15 protein-coding genes are annotated in these 13,705 nt (G+C 68.5%); 8 read left to right on the forward strand and 7 right to left on the reverse strand.

Going from position 1 to position 13,705, the window contains the following annotated elements; translation table 11 throughout:
• The first annotated feature begins 121 nt into the window (after positions 1 to 121).
• Entirely contained in the window at positions 122 to 589 is a 468-nt protein-coding gene (gene ptsN, locus ABIC70_RS09690) for a PTS IIA-like nitrogen regulatory protein PtsN (RefSeq protein ID WP_043351295.1), read from the forward strand.
• Positions 590 to 591: 2 nt separating this feature from the next.
• The gene (locus tag ABIC70_RS09695; protein WP_043351297.1) at positions 592 to 918 is read left to right on the forward strand and encodes a hypothetical protein; all 327 of its coding nucleotides are present in this window, start codon (positions 592 to 594) and stop codon (positions 916 to 918) included.
• A 103-nt stretch (positions 919 to 1,021) separates the two neighbouring features.
• Here ABIC70_RS09695 and ABIC70_RS09700 read toward each other — a convergent pair whose 3' ends face one another.
• The 3 genes from ABIC70_RS09700 to ftsE form a co-directional block, all read right to left on the reverse strand.
• Positions 1,022 to 1,798, reverse strand: coding sequence for a YdcF family protein (locus ABIC70_RS09700; protein ID WP_043351299.1), 777 nt, complete (start codon positions 1,796 to 1,798; stop codon positions 1,022 to 1,024).
• A gap of 152 nt (positions 1,799 to 1,950) precedes the next feature.
• Positions 1,951 to 2,919, reverse strand: a complete 969-nt coding sequence (locus ABIC70_RS09705; RefSeq protein WP_043351301.1) for a cell division protein FtsX — start codon at positions 2,917 to 2,919, stop codon at positions 1,951 to 1,953.
• Positions 2,916 to 3,608, reverse strand: a complete 693-nt coding sequence (ftsE, locus tag ABIC70_RS09710; protein ID WP_043380143.1) for a cell division ATP-binding protein FtsE — start codon at positions 3,606 to 3,608, stop codon at positions 2,916 to 2,918. Before ftsE ends, ABIC70_RS09705 begins: the two co-directional genes overlap by 4 nt.
• Before the next feature lie 182 nt (positions 3,609 to 3,790).
• Here ftsE and ABIC70_RS09715 point away from each other — a divergent pair, with 182 nt between their 5' ends.
• Together ABIC70_RS09715 and ABIC70_RS09720 are read left to right on the forward strand one after the other, a co-directional pair.
• A complete protein-coding gene (locus ABIC70_RS09715) occupies positions 3,791 to 4,558 on the forward strand; it encodes a zinc-ribbon domain-containing protein (RefSeq protein ID WP_354439596.1) in 768 nt (255 codons plus the stop codon).
• 153 nt (positions 4,559 to 4,711) lie between these two features.
• A complete protein-coding gene (locus ABIC70_RS09720; RefSeq protein WP_043380137.1) occupies positions 4,712 to 5,662 on the forward strand; it encodes a helix-turn-helix domain-containing protein in 951 nt (316 codons plus the stop codon).
• Between the two features lie 5 nt (positions 5,663 to 5,667).
• Here ABIC70_RS09720 and ABIC70_RS09725 read toward each other — a convergent pair whose 3' ends face one another.
• From ABIC70_RS09725 to ABIC70_RS09735, 3 genes are all read right to left on the reverse strand, one after another.
• Positions 5,668 to 6,795, reverse strand: a complete 1,128-nt coding sequence (locus ABIC70_RS09725; protein ID WP_345819769.1) for a glycosyltransferase family 2 protein — start codon at positions 6,793 to 6,795, stop codon at positions 5,668 to 5,670.
• 147 nt (positions 6,796 to 6,942) lie between these two features.
• Positions 6,943 to 7,350, reverse strand: coding sequence for a thioredoxin family protein (locus ABIC70_RS09730; RefSeq protein WP_354439597.1), 408 nt, complete (start codon positions 7,348 to 7,350; stop codon positions 6,943 to 6,945).
• A gap of 122 nt (positions 7,351 to 7,472) precedes the next feature.
• The gene (locus ABIC70_RS09735) at positions 7,473 to 7,787 is read right to left on the reverse strand and encodes a hypothetical protein (protein WP_043351311.1); all 315 of its coding nucleotides are present in this window, start codon (positions 7,785 to 7,787) and stop codon (positions 7,473 to 7,475) included.
• Between the two features lie 263 nt (positions 7,788 to 8,050).
• On the opposite strand from ABIC70_RS09735, the gene ABIC70_RS09740 reads away from it, so the two are divergent.
• Positions 8,051 to 8,725, forward strand: coding sequence for a TetR/AcrR family transcriptional regulator (locus ABIC70_RS09740; protein ID WP_043380129.1), 675 nt, complete (start codon positions 8,051 to 8,053; stop codon positions 8,723 to 8,725).
• 57 nt (positions 8,726 to 8,782) lie between these two features.
• Positions 8,783 to 9,244, forward strand: coding sequence for a DUF2852 domain-containing protein (locus ABIC70_RS09745; protein WP_043351315.1), 462 nt, complete (start codon positions 8,783 to 8,785; stop codon positions 9,242 to 9,244).
• 85 nt (positions 9,245 to 9,329) lie between these two features.
• On the opposite strand, the gene ABIC70_RS09750 is transcribed toward ABIC70_RS09745, so the two are convergent.
• Positions 9,330 to 11,021 carry a methyl-accepting chemotaxis protein gene (locus ABIC70_RS09750; protein WP_354439598.1) on the reverse strand — a complete coding sequence of 564 codons (1,692 nt, stop codon included), beginning with the start codon at positions 11,019 to 11,021 and terminating at the stop codon, positions 9,330 to 9,332.
• A gap of 522 nt (positions 11,022 to 11,543) precedes the next feature.
• On the opposite strand from ABIC70_RS09750, the gene upp reads away from it, so the two are divergent.
• Positions 11,544 to 12,179 (forward strand): uracil phosphoribosyltransferase, encoded by a 636-nt coding sequence (upp, locus tag ABIC70_RS09755; RefSeq protein WP_043351319.1) that lies wholly within the window; start codon positions 11,544 to 11,546, stop codon positions 12,177 to 12,179.
• Between the two features lie 177 nt (positions 12,180 to 12,356).
• Positions 12,357 to 13,598, forward strand: a complete 1,242-nt coding sequence (locus ABIC70_RS09760) for an ABC transporter substrate-binding protein (RefSeq protein WP_053609903.1) — start codon at positions 12,357 to 12,359, stop codon at positions 13,596 to 13,598.
• The last annotated feature ends 107 nt before the right edge of the window (positions 13,599 to 13,705 follow it).

The following is a 13,705-nucleotide window of genomic DNA, read 5'->3' on the forward strand; positions in this document are numbered from 1 at the left end:
AGCCGGAACCGGCTGGTTTCCCCACCTATTGATCCAGCAGGGGCGCGGCCGGAACGGTCGACGACGCCCCTGCGACGAGGCCCGCTTCCTCGCGAACGGGTGACGGGGCAACGGTCGTTCGATGCCAGTTCTGGAATTTCTCGACCCCGAGTCGGTCGTGCCGGCCCTGCGCGCCCGCGCCAAGAAGCAGGTGCTGCAGGATCTCGCCGCGCAGGCGGCGCGGCGCCTGCCGGCGCTCGGCGAGCGGCCCGTCTTCGACACCCTTCTCCAGCGCGAGCGGCTCGGATCGACCGGCATCGGCGATGGGGTGGCGATTCCCCACGGCAAGCTGCCCGGACTCGATCGGCTCTTCGGGCTGTTCGCCCGATTCGACCGCCCGGTGGACTTCGACGCCCTCGACGGCCAGCCGGTGGATATCGCCTTCCTGCTCCTCGCGCCCGAAGGGGCGGGGGCCGATCACCTGAAGGCGCTCGCGCAGGTTGCCCGCATTCTCCGCGAGCCGGGCATGCTCACGCATATCCGCGCCGCTCGGGATGCCGGTGCCCTCTACGCCCTTCTGACGCGCTCGACGGCACCGCAGGCGGCCTGATGATGCCGATCTTTCGGACCACCGCCGCTCTGGCCTTCGCGGCCATCGCCTCGACCGCCGCCGCGGCGCAGGGGGAGACGACCTGCGCCCGCGATGTCCTGGTGGCGCAGTCCATGCAGCGCCAAGCCCTCGACCAGCTCGAGCAGGCCGACGGTGACGACGCCAAGAACTGCCGCATCTGGCGCCGTCACGTGGAGACGATGCGCCGCGTGGCGAGCGTGTACGGGCGCTGCCTGTCGGGCACCGAGCGCAGCGAGCGCCTCGCCCAGGTTCAGGGATCGGACCGGGAATTCTCGGCGGCCATCAAGGCACGCTGCAAGGGTCCGTAGACCGCTGCCGAGCGCCCCTGATCCGGACGGTCACGCGCGGTGATCCACGATGACATGGGGCCGAACTGTCGGCTCCGACGGGACGGCGCACCCGGGGGCGAGGTCAGTCCACGCCGCGCATCATCAGCGGCTCGGCCACCATCTTCACCGGCTTGCCCCGCCCGATAAGGATCGCGGCGCGCGAGCGCTCGGGGTCCGCCTCGAAGCGCGTACGGACCCAGCTGACGAGGAATTTCATATATTCGGAGGCCAGAAGGCGCGCGGCAGGCGGGTCGTGCCACCAGCGATCGGCGTCGAATGCCTCCGTCACGACGGGATGCGGCAGGACGCGGTCGCTGTCCTGCAGAGCATGATCGAGTTCGATCAGCGTCCGCGGCATGTGATAATTCGAGGTGACGACCGCGACGGTGCTGAAGCGGTGCGCCCGCATCCAGCGACGGGTTTCGATCGCGTTCCCGATCGTGTTGCGCGCCCGGTAGTCGAGATCGACACAGCAGGCGATCAGCGCGCGCTGGGTCGGGTTCAGGCGGGCGATCTCGTCGCGGCTGGTCCGCTCGTTGACGCCGGTGATGAGAAGCCGCCGGCCGTAGCCTCCGGCCAGCAGGTCGATCGCATCGCCGATCCGCTGCGCACCGCCGGTCAGCGCCACGATTCCGTCGGCCCGATCAGACGGCGCACGCTCGTGTCGCGCCAGCGCGCCGACGAAGATCAGGAATCCGGCAAACAATGCCAGCGCGCCCAAACCCGCGCCGAGGCTGCAGGTCCACAGCGCGATCCGCCGCCGGCGGCGCGGGCGCACGACGGCGCGGGGCGGGTAATCCCACACGTGCCAAGCCCAGCCGACGGGGTCGGTCATGAGCGGATCCGATGCGCGCAGCATACGCGTGGTCATCCTCCGGAAGATCGGAGCCGATTGCGGCAACCCGGAGGCCGGCGCCGTCAGCCGTATCAACACCGCGATGATAAAGTTTCCAGATGGTAAACGTGCTATCGAGACTCCCTATTTCCACCTGAACGCGACGTCGCACGCCCTCACGCCAAGAACCGCCGGACGGTCACGCGCGAGACGATGCCGGTGACCAGAGACGCGATCACGCCGATCAGGAGCACGCTGGCATAGCCGCGCACGCCGATATGGAATGCGCCGAACAGAGCCTCGACCTCCTGGCCGGCCGGTCCAGACCGGGCGGCCCTGGCCAGGAGGCCGGCGATGACGAAGGCGACGAGAGCCAGTCCGGCCCCGATCGCGCCACCCCGCAGGCCCAGGCCGAAGAAGCGCCGCTGAAATGCCCGGGCGATGTAGTCGTCGTCGGCACCGACGAAGTGGAGAACCTCCACGACCTCGCGGTTGCTCGCCATGGCGCCGCGGGTCGCGAAGGTCACGGCGAGCCCGGTGGCGATCAGAACGAGCAGCACGAGTCCGATCCCGATCCCCACGAAGGCGTTGGCGGCGGTCGAGAGCCGCTGCAGCCAGAGGGCGTGGTCATCCAGGCTGGCCACACCCGGCAGAGCCTCGACGAGCCGAGTTCGCAGGCGCTTCAGATCCGCAACCTGGCCGCTCGCGAGCTTGAGGGCGATGAGCCGCGGGACCGGGAGGTCCGAGAGGTCGAGCCCGGTCCCGAGCCACGGCTCGAGGAGGCGCTCGGCCTCGGCCTTGCTGAAGACCCGCGTCTCCGCGATCCCCGGTTCGGCCTTGGCGATGCCGTCGGCGCGGGACACGTCGGCATCGACGTCGCGGCCGGGACCCGGCCGGACCTGGATGGTGACCTCCCGGGCCACATCGCCCTGCCATTGGGCGGCATTCGTCGCGACCATCTCGGCGGCCCCAGCGCAGAGCCCCGCCAGGAAGGTCAGGATCGCGATGACGGCCGCCAACGAGCGGCCGGCCGCCGTGTCGGTGGGGACCAGCGGCGCGTTGCGACGCAGGTTGGCCGGCATCGACGGGTCGGGCGGCACGGCCGATCCGCCGGGCTTCGTCCGCGGGATCGCCTGCGTGCTCATTCCTCGATCCGCAGCCGGCCTTCACCCAGGACCATCCGGCGGGCGTCGACGGCGTCCATGATGCCGAAATCGTGGGTGGCGATGATGACCGAGGTCCCGAGCTTGTTCAGTTCGAGGAAGAGTCGAAGCAGCCGTCGCCCGAGGCCCGGATCGACGTTGCCGGTGGGCTCGTCGGCGAGCAGCAGGTCGGGCCGCGCGATCAGCGCCCGGGCGATCGCGGCGCGCTGCTTCTCGCCGCCCGAGAGCAGCGGGGGAAGGGCGTGCATGCGCTCGCCGAGGCCGACCCAGCGCAGCAGCTCCACCACCTCGGCCCGATAACTGGCCTCGGCCCGGCCCTGGACGCGCAGGGGCAGGGCCACGTTCTCGTAGGTGGTGAGGTGGTCGAGGAGCCGGAAATCCTGGAACACCACGCCCATGCGCCGCCGGAGACCGGTCAACGCCTTGGCTGAGATCCCGCTGACCTCCTCGCCGAAGATCGAGACGAGGCCGCGGGTCGGCCGCACCGAAAGCAGGATGAGGCGCAGCAGCGTCGTCTTCCCGGCTCCGGAGGGACCGGTGAGAAACTGGAAGGAGCGCGGCGCGATGCGGAAGCTCACGTCGGACAGCACTTCCGGCCCAAGCCCGTAGCGCATGCCGACATTCTCGAACTGCACCACCGGCCGCTCAGCGCCGGGCAGCAGGCTTTTCATGCTCGCCTGTAGGTTCAAGGCCGTGCCGTGTCTCGTCTGTCCATCCCTCGGGAATCGCCGGACGGGCGGGCGTTTTCAAGGCCTCCTGAGTTTCACCGCCGCTTAACCCTGTTCAGCGACACTTCCTCAAGCACTTTTAATTTCCGCCCCGGCTGCGGCCGATCGATGCGAGTATGCGGCGTATGCTGATCGCCTGCCCGAGCTGCGCGAGCGAATATCGCATCGATGCCAGCAAGGTCGGCATGGAGGGCCGTTCGGTCCGCTGTGCCGCCTGTCGCGAGACGTGGTTCATCACGCCGGCCGATGTTCTCGCCGGCCATGAGGCGGAACTCGCCGCGCGTGCTGAGGCCGATCCGCTCGCCGACGCCGCGTGGGAGGAGGCGACGGCCTCGGTTCGAACGGCGGCCGACGTCCCAGCTCCCACCGTCCCGCGAAAGGCCCGGCGTTCGAAATCCGCCGGGACAGGCCGTCGCGCGATTCCAGGCCTGTCGCCGTCCCTGGCCTTCGGTCTGGTGCTCCTCGCTTCACTGCCGCTCGCCTGCCTTGCCCGGACGAGCGTGGTCAAAGCCGCGCCGCAGACCGCCTCCTTGTTCGCACGCGTCGGCCTGCCCGTGAACATCCGAGGCATCGAGATCCGCGACGTGGTGGCCTTCACCAACCCTGCCGAGGACGGCCATCCTGCGGAACTGGTGGTGGAAGGCGACCTCGTCGGCGTTGCCCGTAAGGACGCTGCGGTCGCGCCGCTGAGCGTTGAAATTCGCGACGCCGGTGGCCGGACGATCCGCACCTTCTCGGCTGCGCCGCCACGGGCGGTCCTCGCCGCAACTGAGACCGCCCGATTCCGTGCGAGCCTGTCGGCACCACCGTCCGATGGCCGCGCGATCCTGGTGCGTTTCGCCGATGCGTCGGGCGCCCGGCCGGACGCGCGGGTGGCAGCGTCCGAGCGTTGATCGCTCCCGGCGTCGCTCCGCGGCGAGACCATTCGGCTTATCGGCGTCATCTATTTAAGGTTGCGCCGCGACCTTAGATCTGCAATTTGCTTCGTTGAGGTTCCAACGCGCGAAGGCGCGCAGGCTGTTGTTGGCGCCCGGGGCAGACCCGCTTTGAGTGTCCGCGAGACGGTTCCCATCGTCATCCAGACGACCGACACGGTCGAGCAGAAGCGCGCCTTCGATTACTGGCGCAGCACAGCTTTGGCCCGGGTGGACGCGACGATGCTCGCGCCCGATGTGCCGTTCACGGCGGGCCGCAGGCTCGCGGTCTCCACGCACGGCGTGGTCCTGCACACCCTCAGCGGTCCGATCGGGGTCGAGCGCACGGCGCACCATGTGCGCCAGGACGGGCGCGACGACATCGCGATCGCGTTTCTCGTTCAGGGGGGCGGCTTCGTCGAGCAGGGTAACAGCGGCGCCCTGCTGAGCGCCGGCGACATCACGGTCCATGCCATGGATCAACCGTTCGCGATCGGCAGCCGCGACGCCTACGAGGAGATCCGCCTACAGGTGCCCCGTGCCGCCTTCCTGGCGCAAGTGGGCAACGTGCCGGCCTTTGTCGGGCGCAAGCTCCGGGCCACGCCGCTCAGCGGCCTGTTCGCGACCTATCTTCGGTCGTTCTCGGAGACGGTCGGCGGCATGACGGAGGCGGAGGCCGGCATCGCGCTGGAGGGCGTGTTGCATCTTCTGCGCGCGCTCGCCGACGGTCAGGGCGACCAGGGGGACAACGATCTCTCCGGCGAAGCCGTCCGGTCTCTGGCCCTCGCCCATATCGAGCGCCGGCTGCACGATCCCGCCTTCGGGCCCGAATCGCTTCCGGCCGCCCTGCGGGTCTCGCGCAGCCGGCTCTACGCGGCCTTCACGGGCGACGAGGGCGTGGCGGCGAAGATCCGCGACGCGCGTCTCGACCGCGCCTACCGGCGGCTGCGGTCGCGCACGAGCGGAACCCGGATCGGATCCGTGATGGCCAATTGCGGCTTCACCGATGCGGCCGCCTTCAGCCGCGCCTTCCGCCGCCGGTTCGGCATGGCCCCACGGGACGTCTTGGAAGGCCGTTTCTGAGGATATCAGATCCGGCTGCCCCGCGGATCCGCGACCGGCCGGCCGGAGGCCGCTGAACCCGCGATCCGCCGCGCGAAGCCCAGGAGGCCGAAACCGAGGCGGAGTGCGGCGACGCCGAGCCGCGCGATCCGGATCTGGCCGGGCAGCTGCCGCGGACCGATCGGACGATAGGCCAGATCCGGGCTGAGCCGCTCAGCCTCGGCGATGGCCTGGCCAAGGGGGAGGGCAGCGATCCGCCGCGCCTCCACCGGGGCGATCCCGATGGCCCGCGCCCAGGCCTCGTTCCGGGCGAGCAGCCCGCGATCGTGCATCCGACGGAACCGCCGGCGCCAGGCGTAGCGCCGCACGGCGCGCGGGAAGGTCTCCATCCGGGCGTCGCAGAGCGCGTCGGGCTCCTCGCAACGGGAGCGGATGGTGTCGGCGACACCGCCCGGAGCCCGCCCGGCGAGTCGCGCCGAGATGGTCACGCACACATCGGTGGCGTGACGGACCCGCAAGCCGTGTTCGAGCAGGCGCGCGATGAAGGCACCGTCCTCCCCGAGGGGGATCTCGGGCATGCCGCCGACCGCAAGGTAGGCGCTTCGGGTCACCGCCAGGGTCGCCCCGATCGCTGTCCGATGACACGGCCAGGGATCGTGCGGGTCGGGGTCGATCCGCGCCTCGGCTTCGGTGATGAGGGCGTCGTAGAGATCCTCCAGGCGGCCCCGGGCAGGGAGCGAGGGCGGCAGCAGCGCCGCCTCCGCGGCATCGAGCTCGACCCGACCGGCCACCGCGTCGGCCCCCGCCCGGATCGCCGCGCGATTGCGGGCGACCCAATTGGGCGGGACCCGGCTGTCGGCGTCGGTGGACAGGATGATCCCCGTATTCCCCGCATCACCCAGCCAGGCGGCGGCGGCATCCATCGCCCTGCGCCGGGCCCAGCCGGCATGGGCGCCGGAAAAGTCCTCGCTCAGCACCCGGACCGGGATCGACAGCGTCGGCACCAGGGCCGACACGAGGGCCTCCGTACCGTCCGTGCAGTTGTTCAGGAACAGCACCAGCCCGAGGCGGCCGGGTTCCAGACCCTCCTGGGCGTCGATCGCCTTCAGACAGGCGGCGATCCGCTCCTCCTCGTTTCGCACGGGTACGGCCACGATCGCATCGGGACACGGATCGTCTGACAGGAGGGCGCTCGACACCGGTGAAGTTCTCCGCCGGACCCGTCGCGCGGGCCCGCATCGGGCTTATGTCGGAGCTTCCCTGAACGGGACCGGACAGGCCGGCCTCGCAGGAGCGGCCGATCAGAGAGTCTTCTCCACGAGGCCCTCGATCCATTCCGGCTGAGTCTCGCCGACCGAGCGTCCGACCTCGGTCGTTCCCTTGTAGGCGATCAGCGTGCTCTGCATCCGGACGTTCAGGCGCCTCAGCAGATCCTTCTGGCTGTCGAAGTCGATGTCGAAGATCTGGAGGTCCTTGAAGCGCGGCTCGGCCGCGAGCTTCGCGAGGATCGGCTTCTGCGTGCGGCAGATCGGGCACCAGGGGGCGCTGACCGCGACCAGCACCGGCTTTCCGGCTTTCTGCGCAGCCTCGAAGGCCGCATCCGAGAACGGGAGCGTCTCGGCCGCCCTGGCCGGGGCCGGCATTCCGAGGAGGATGGGGCAGGTGAGGGCGAGGCCGGCCAGCGCGAGGACGTGACGGCGGTTCTTCATGGCGTGCTTTCCTCCCGGCCTGCTGATGGACCGGATTGCGGTATTTGAGGAATGCTACGCCGTGCGCCCGTGCGCGTCGCGAGATCCCGGGCGGCCCGAAGATCGAAAGCGCCCGCGCACGATCACATTGTCGAGACGCCGGTCGACGGCGCTCCGGACGACCGGTCTTCCTCGGCCAGCGCCGCGATGTCGTCGGCATCCACCGCGTCGATGGGGCGCCGGATCCGCAACGCCCGCGTGGGCGCGCCGGCGCGCATCACCAGCACGATGGTCTCCATGTCGGGACAGCCTGGATCGGTGCAGGCGATCTCGTTCACCGCCAGGGTATCGTCCTCCCCGAGGCGCAGGGCCAACCGCAGGTCCTGCTTCAGGCGCGACGCGATCTCGGCACGCTCCGCCGAGCGGGCGCGCCACGCCTTGAGGCTCACAAAGGCCATGCGCGATGCTCGTCGTCCTGCACTGGAAGCCCCGGCATTCGCCGCCGTCCGGGGGGATCGTCGATCCCTCTGGATTTTCCGATGTAATAGTGTTGCATGCTTGGGAGGTGGTCAAGCGTGGTGCGGGGCGGCCCGAAACAACCGTCGCGTTCGGCCGTCATACCGAAGGGCGGGCCTGGAGACACAGTCTCTGGCGGCCTTGGACTCGACAGCGGCGCTGGGGTCCTGTGAGGTGCAACAGGCGCGCGAAGGATGATGAGATCTTGCGACCCTGGCGGGACGGGCCGGACGACCGGCGCAGCTACCATCACGGCAATCTGAAGGAGGCCCTCCTGGAGGCCGCGCGCCGGTTCATCGCCGAGCGCGGAATCGGCGGCTTCACCCTGGTGGAAGCCGCGCGCCTCGTCGGCGTCACCCCGGCCGCGCTGTACCGCCATTTCCGGGGCCGGGAGGCGCTTCTGGAGGAGCTGGCCGGGCGCGGTTTCGCGGAACTCGCCGCCCGTCTGGCGCGGGCCCTGACGTCGCGCGGGACGCCGTTGGAGCGGTTCACGCGGATGGGTGAGACCTACCTCGCCTTCGCCGAAGAAGAGCCGGCCTACTATGCGGCGATCTTCGAGACGCGCGGCTTCCCCACCGGCGGCGCCGACCTCGACACGGCGGCCAGCGATGCGGTGGCGTCGCGGCCGAGCCCGTTCGATCTCTTGGTCGAGGCGCTGCAGGCGACGTTCTCGGACGGATTCGGGGGCGTGGCACCCCGCTTCATCGCCCTGGAGGTGTGGGCCTTGGCCCACGGCCTCGCGACCCTGTCGGCCGCCGGACATCTGCCGCGCGGACCGGGTTTTCCGGACAAGTACGAGTTGCTGCGGGCCGGGGTCCTGGCGCTCGTCCACGGAGCCTCCCGACAGACCGAGCGCGAGGGCGGTCTCGGACGACCTTGAAAGGCACCTTCGGGACCCGCATGTTAACCGCGTTCACATGAACAGCGGAGCACAGCCGTGACCTCTCAAACCTCTTCACCCTGGGCGACCGGTAAGCTCTGCCGGACTGGCCCGTTCCCGCGCCGGTCGTTGGAGATTGGCGCAATCGTCGTCGGTTTCATCTACTGGTGGCCGGTCGGCCTCGCGTTGGTGGCCTGGAAGCTTGCAGGTTATCCGGCCTTCGCGGAAATGCGCGACGCGGCGCGGCGCGCGGCTTCCGAGTTCGAGGGGGGACGTCCCGCCTCGCGCTTCGCCCGGGCGTTCGAAGCCGCCAACCGACGCGACAGCAGCGGCAATGCTGCCTTCGACGCGTACCGTCGCACCGAGCTCGACCGTCTTGAGGCGCAGCGGCGTGCGCTCGAGGAAGAGAGCCGCGCCTTCTCCGAGTTCGTGGAGGAGCTGAAGCGCGCCCGGGATCGCGAGCAGTTCGATGCCTTCATGGCCAAGCGCCGGGCCGAGGGCGGGGATCGCTCCGTCTGATCCTGCATCTGTGGGCGTCCGGGCTCAGGGGCCCGGACGCGCCGTCCCGGTGGTTCAAGCGCCGGCGTGACGCCTATCCGACGGTTCAGGCCGCGCGGACGGTTTCCAGGAATCGTGCCACTTCGGCGTTCAGGTGCTCGGATCGCTCCGAGAGCCGCGACGCTTCGACCAGAACCTGACCGGCCGCCGCGCCGGTCTTTTCGGCTGCGTCGGCGACGCTGACGATGTTGCTGGTCACTTCGCTCGTGCCGGCCGCGGCTTGGCCGACGTTGCGAACGATCTCGTGGGTGGCGGCGCCCTGCTGCTCCACGGCGGCGGCGATCGAGGTCGCGACCCCGTTGATCTCGCGGATCCGCGCCGTGATGGCGCCGATGGCCGATACGGCCTCCCCCGTCGAAGCCTGCACCCGCGTGATCTGACTCGAAATCTCCTCCGTGGCGCGGGCGGTCTGCTCGGCCAGCGCCTTGACCTCCGTGGCGACGACAGCAAAGCCGCGTCCGGCGACACCCGCTCGGGCCGCCTCGATCGTGGCGTTCAACGCCAGAAGGTTGGTCTGGCCGGCGATGGTGGAGATCAAACCGACGATGTCGCCGATCCGCGACACGGCCTCGCTCAACTTCTGGACAAGCGCACCGGTCTGATCCGCCTCGTCCACGGCACCCCGCGCCAAGTTGGCCGAGCCATCGACCTGCCGGCCGATCTCCTGCACGGAGGTGCCGAGTTCCTCGGCGGCCGCCGCGACGGTGCTGACGTTGCTCGCCGCCTGCTCGGCCGCCGCAGCGACCGTCGTGGATTGCTCGGCGGTCACCGCCGCAGTGGCCGTCATCGACCGGGCCGTGGTCTGCAGCCCGATGGCCGAGGCCGAGACCTCCGCGATGATTCCACCGACGGTCTCCGCGAAGCGATCGGCAAGCTGGCGCATCCCGAGCCTGCGCTGGGCCTCCGCATGCTGTCGCGCTGTCTCCGCTTCGGCCTCGAGCTGATGGGTGCGGAGCAGATTGTCCTTGAACACCTGGACCGCCGCCGCCATGGCGCCGATCTCGTCGCGCCGGTGCTTGAACGGGATGTCCGCGCGAGCGTCGCCCTCGGCCAATTTGGTCATCGCACCCGTCATCGCGGCGATCGGGCGCGAAACATGACGCAGGCCGAAGATCGCCGCGCCCAGAGCCGACACAAGGGCAAGGGCGATTCCTACATATGCGGCCACCGACGCAGTGTTGACCCTGGCTATCGCGGTATCGGCGTTCCGGGCCGCGGCCTCCTCGTCATGGGCCACCAGACGCGCGAGGGCCGCACGGGCGGTATCGTACATTCCGACGACGTCGGGGTTCACCAGGAGGGCGCGGGCCTCCCGTTCCTGGCCCGATTCGAGCAAGCGAAGCGCCTCGTCATCCGCTTGCTCGAATCGGCTCCATGAGGCCGTGAAGGCATCGTAGAGCTTCCGTTCCTCAGCCGTGCTGATCAGGGGCTCGTAGGCGCGACGGGCTCGCAACAACTGGGCGTGCGTCTCCGCGAGGTTGGCCGCGTTGGTCATCCGATGCTGAGGCGTGTCCGACAGCAGGATGAGGCGGTATTGCTTGATGCGCACCTCGGATGCCGCCATCTCGATGGCGCCCACTTTCTCAAGCGAGGGGATCCAGTTTTTAGCAAGGGTCGTCGCCGCTTCACCGATGTCGCTGAGCTGATGCAGGGACAGGCCACCCTGAGCCGCCGATATTAATGCGAGCCCTCCGAAGAGGATTCCAAGCATTGCTGTGATTGACGTGGTCAGACGCATAAACGGGGCCGATCGGATCGGAGGATCGAAGGGTCGCATCGGAAGCAAGGATGCTCGTGATCCGATTTAGAGCTTTAATGAATCTGAGCAAGTCACGGCGATGGCGTTCAATTTAAAGCAAAACCCTGCAATATGGCACAAGCTCTTATTTCATTATCGTCGCATATATTGCAAATGTAGCGATTTTATTTTTATTTAGTGGATCACAATCCGCTGGCGTATTAATATAAAAATGAATGGCCATGATGAAAGATCTGTTATGAGGGTCGGCGGCCGCGATTTTTAAGGCGCATGATCCGCGGCTTTCAACCCGACACTCGTTGGATAGGCATTCCGCGGCTCGCCTGAGTGTTCCGATCGCCGCGGTGACCGGTCGCCCGCGCCGAACTTGTCTTTGCGCCGCGCGCTCCGCAGTGCCTCCGAGCGCCCTCGACACATGGGCCGTCGCCGGGCCGCAGCGTCGAGTTGCGCCTCGGCGCGGGCTCCGGCATTGATCCTCCCTTACTGATGGAGGGGGGGCGAATGCCGACGGGTCGGGTCACCGTGGTCGATCACCCGCTTGTGCAACACAAGCTGACGCATCTTCGTGACAAGAACCGCTCGACCAAGGGTTTCCGTCAGATCCTGAACGAAATCGGCATGCTCCTCGCCTACGAGGTGACGCGCGACCTGCCGCTGGAACCGGTGACGATCGAGACGCCGCTCCAGCCGATGGAGGGACGCCAGATCCAGGGCAAGAAGCTGGTCCTGGCGCCGATCCTGCGGGCCGGGGTCGGCTTCCTCGATGGTATGCTGTCGCTGGTTCCGTCGGCCCGCGTCGCCCATATCGGGCTGTACCGGGATCCCGAGACGCTGGAGGCGGTCGAATACTATTTCAAGGCGCCGTCCGATCTCGCCGACAGGACCGTTCTGGTCCTCGATCCGATGTTGGCGACGGCCAATTCGGCCATCGCGGCCCTCGACCGGCTCAAGGCGCGTGGTGCCTCCGATCTGCGCTTCGTCTGCCTGCTGGCGGCTCCGGAGGGCCTCGCCAAGTTCCAGGCCGCCCATCCCGACGTGCCGGTCTGGACCGCGGCGATCGACAGCCATCTGAACGACCATGGCTATATCGTCCCCGGCCTCGGCGATGCCGGCGACCGGATGTACGGCACCCGGTAGGATCCAAACTCAGCCGTCGTCGCGGTCGGATCGCGATTTCAGATGTGCGCGCGGCAGACGGATCATCTGTCACCGCTTTCCGTATCTGCACATTGTATTCACGCGCCTGAATAGAGCACAATCCTGCCTCGGATCCGATGCGGCGCCAAAAGCCGCACGGGCCGCAGGAGGAAGCCCATGCCGATGGAACGCAGCGTTTCGAGTCGTGTCCTGGCCCTGCTCGCAGTGGCCGGAGTGCTGGGGTCGACGCAGGCACGCGCCGCCGACCCGATCCGGATCGGGGTCATCGCCGAGGCGCAGTCGGTCGTCGGCGCCTCGATCCCGCAGGCGGTCCAGCTCGCCGCCGACGAGATCAACGCCAAGGGCGGGATCGACGGGCGCCAGATCCAGATCGTCAGTTACGACGACAAGTCGTCCGCCTCCGACGCGGTCCGGGCCTTCCAGCGGGCGGTCTCCGAGGACAAGGTCAACCTCGTCATCGCCAGCTACATCTCCGAGGTGGTGCTGGCACTGATGCCCTGGGCGGCGCGGCTCAAGACGCCGATGATCACGCCCGGTGCCGCCTCCAACGAAATCAGCCTCGCGGTCCACAAGGACTACGCCCGGAACAAGTACACCTTCCACGGCTACCTGACCTCGGCGGCCCTGGCGCAGTCGATCTGCGATTCCACGAAGGACATGCTGATCGATCTGATGAAGGTGAAGACGGCCGCGATCATGAGCGAGGATGCGGCTTGGACCCGTCCCCTCGATGTCGGTTACGAGAAGTGCCTGCCCGAGATCGGTGTGAAGGTCGTCGACCATATCCGCTTCTCGCCGGACACGGGGGACTTCACGCCGATTTACAACAAGATCGAGGCTGCCAAGCCCGACCTGATCGTCACCGGCATCTCGCATGTCGGCGTGCAGCCGACCGTGCAGTGGCAGAACCAGCAGGTTCCCCTCGCCATGACGGGGATGAACTCGCAGGCGACCTCCTCGACCTTCTGGGCGAACACCAACGGCGCCACGCAGGGCGTGATCTTCCAGAGCATCGCGGTGCCGGGCGCGGCGATCACCGACAAGTCGCTCGCCTTCAGCGACGCGTTCAAGAAGCGCTTCGGCAGCGATCCGTCCTACGCAGGCTACATGGCCTACGATCAGGTCTACTACGCGGCGGATGCGGTGAAGCGCGCCGGCTCGACCGAGGCCGACAAGCTCGTCGAGGCCCTGGAGAAGACCGACTGGGTCGGCACCGTGGGGCGGACGCAGTTCTACGGCAAGGACGACCCGTTCACGCACTCGATCAAATACGGTCCCGGCTTCGTCACCGGATTGATGGCGCAGTGGCAGGACGGCAAGCAGGTCGCGGTCTGGCCGAAGAGCCTAGCGCAGGGCGCGATCGTCTTGCCGGCGGCCGTCAAGGCGGCCGCCCGCTAGCTTGCCGTTCGGATCGGCAATGGACGCGTGCGGCGCCTTCGGCTTGCCAAGCGCGCCCGTTGCCGCAAGTAGAGCCGTACCGCGTCAGCGTGAACGCGGCTGAGATC

The sequence above is a fragment of the Methylobacterium sp. 1973 genome (assembly GCF_040545035.1).
Classification (GTDB): domain Bacteria; phylum Pseudomonadota; class Alphaproteobacteria; order Rhizobiales; family Beijerinckiaceae; genus Methylobacterium; species Methylobacterium fujisawaense.

Bases quoted from the DNA above. Each gene is read 5' to 3' on its own strand.
- ptsN (WP_043351295.1), top strand. From the start codon at position 122: ATGCCAGTTCTGGAATTTCTCGACCCCGAGTCGGTCGTGCCGGCCCTG.
- ABIC70_RS09695 (WP_043351297.1), top strand. From the start codon at position 592: ATGCCGATCTTTCGGACCACCGCCGCTCTGGCCTTCGCGGCCATCGCC.
- ABIC70_RS09700 (WP_043351299.1), bottom strand. From the start codon at position 1,798: ATGCTGCGCGCATCGGATCCGCTCATGACCGACCCCGTCGGCTGGGCT.
- ABIC70_RS09705 (WP_043351301.1), bottom strand. From the start codon at position 2,919: ATGAGCACGCAGGCGATCCCGCGGACGAAGCCCGGCGGATCGGCCGTG.
- ftsE (WP_043380143.1), bottom strand. From the start codon at position 3,608: ATGAAAAGCCTGCTGCCCGGCGCTGAGCGGCCGGTGGTGCAGTTCGAG.
- ABIC70_RS09715 (WP_354439596.1), top strand. From the start codon at position 3,791: ATGCTGATCGCCTGCCCGAGCTGCGCGAGCGAATATCGCATCGATGCC.
- ABIC70_RS09730 (WP_354439597.1), bottom strand. From the start codon at position 7,350: ATGAAGAACCGCCGTCACGTCCTCGCGCTGGCCGGCCTCGCCCTCACC.
- ABIC70_RS09735 (WP_043351311.1), bottom strand. From the start codon at position 7,787: ATGGCCTTTGTGAGCCTCAAGGCGTGGCGCGCCCGCTCGGCGGAGCGT.
- ABIC70_RS09750 (WP_354439598.1), bottom strand. From the start codon at position 11,021: ATGCGTCTGACCACGTCAATCACAGCAATGCTTGGAATCCTCTTCGGA.
- upp (WP_043351319.1), top strand. From the start codon at position 11,544: ATGCCGACGGGTCGGGTCACCGTGGTCGATCACCCGCTTGTGCAACAC.
- ABIC70_RS09760 (WP_053609903.1), top strand. From the start codon at position 12,357: ATGCCGATGGAACGCAGCGTTTCGAGTCGTGTCCTGGCCCTGCTCGCA.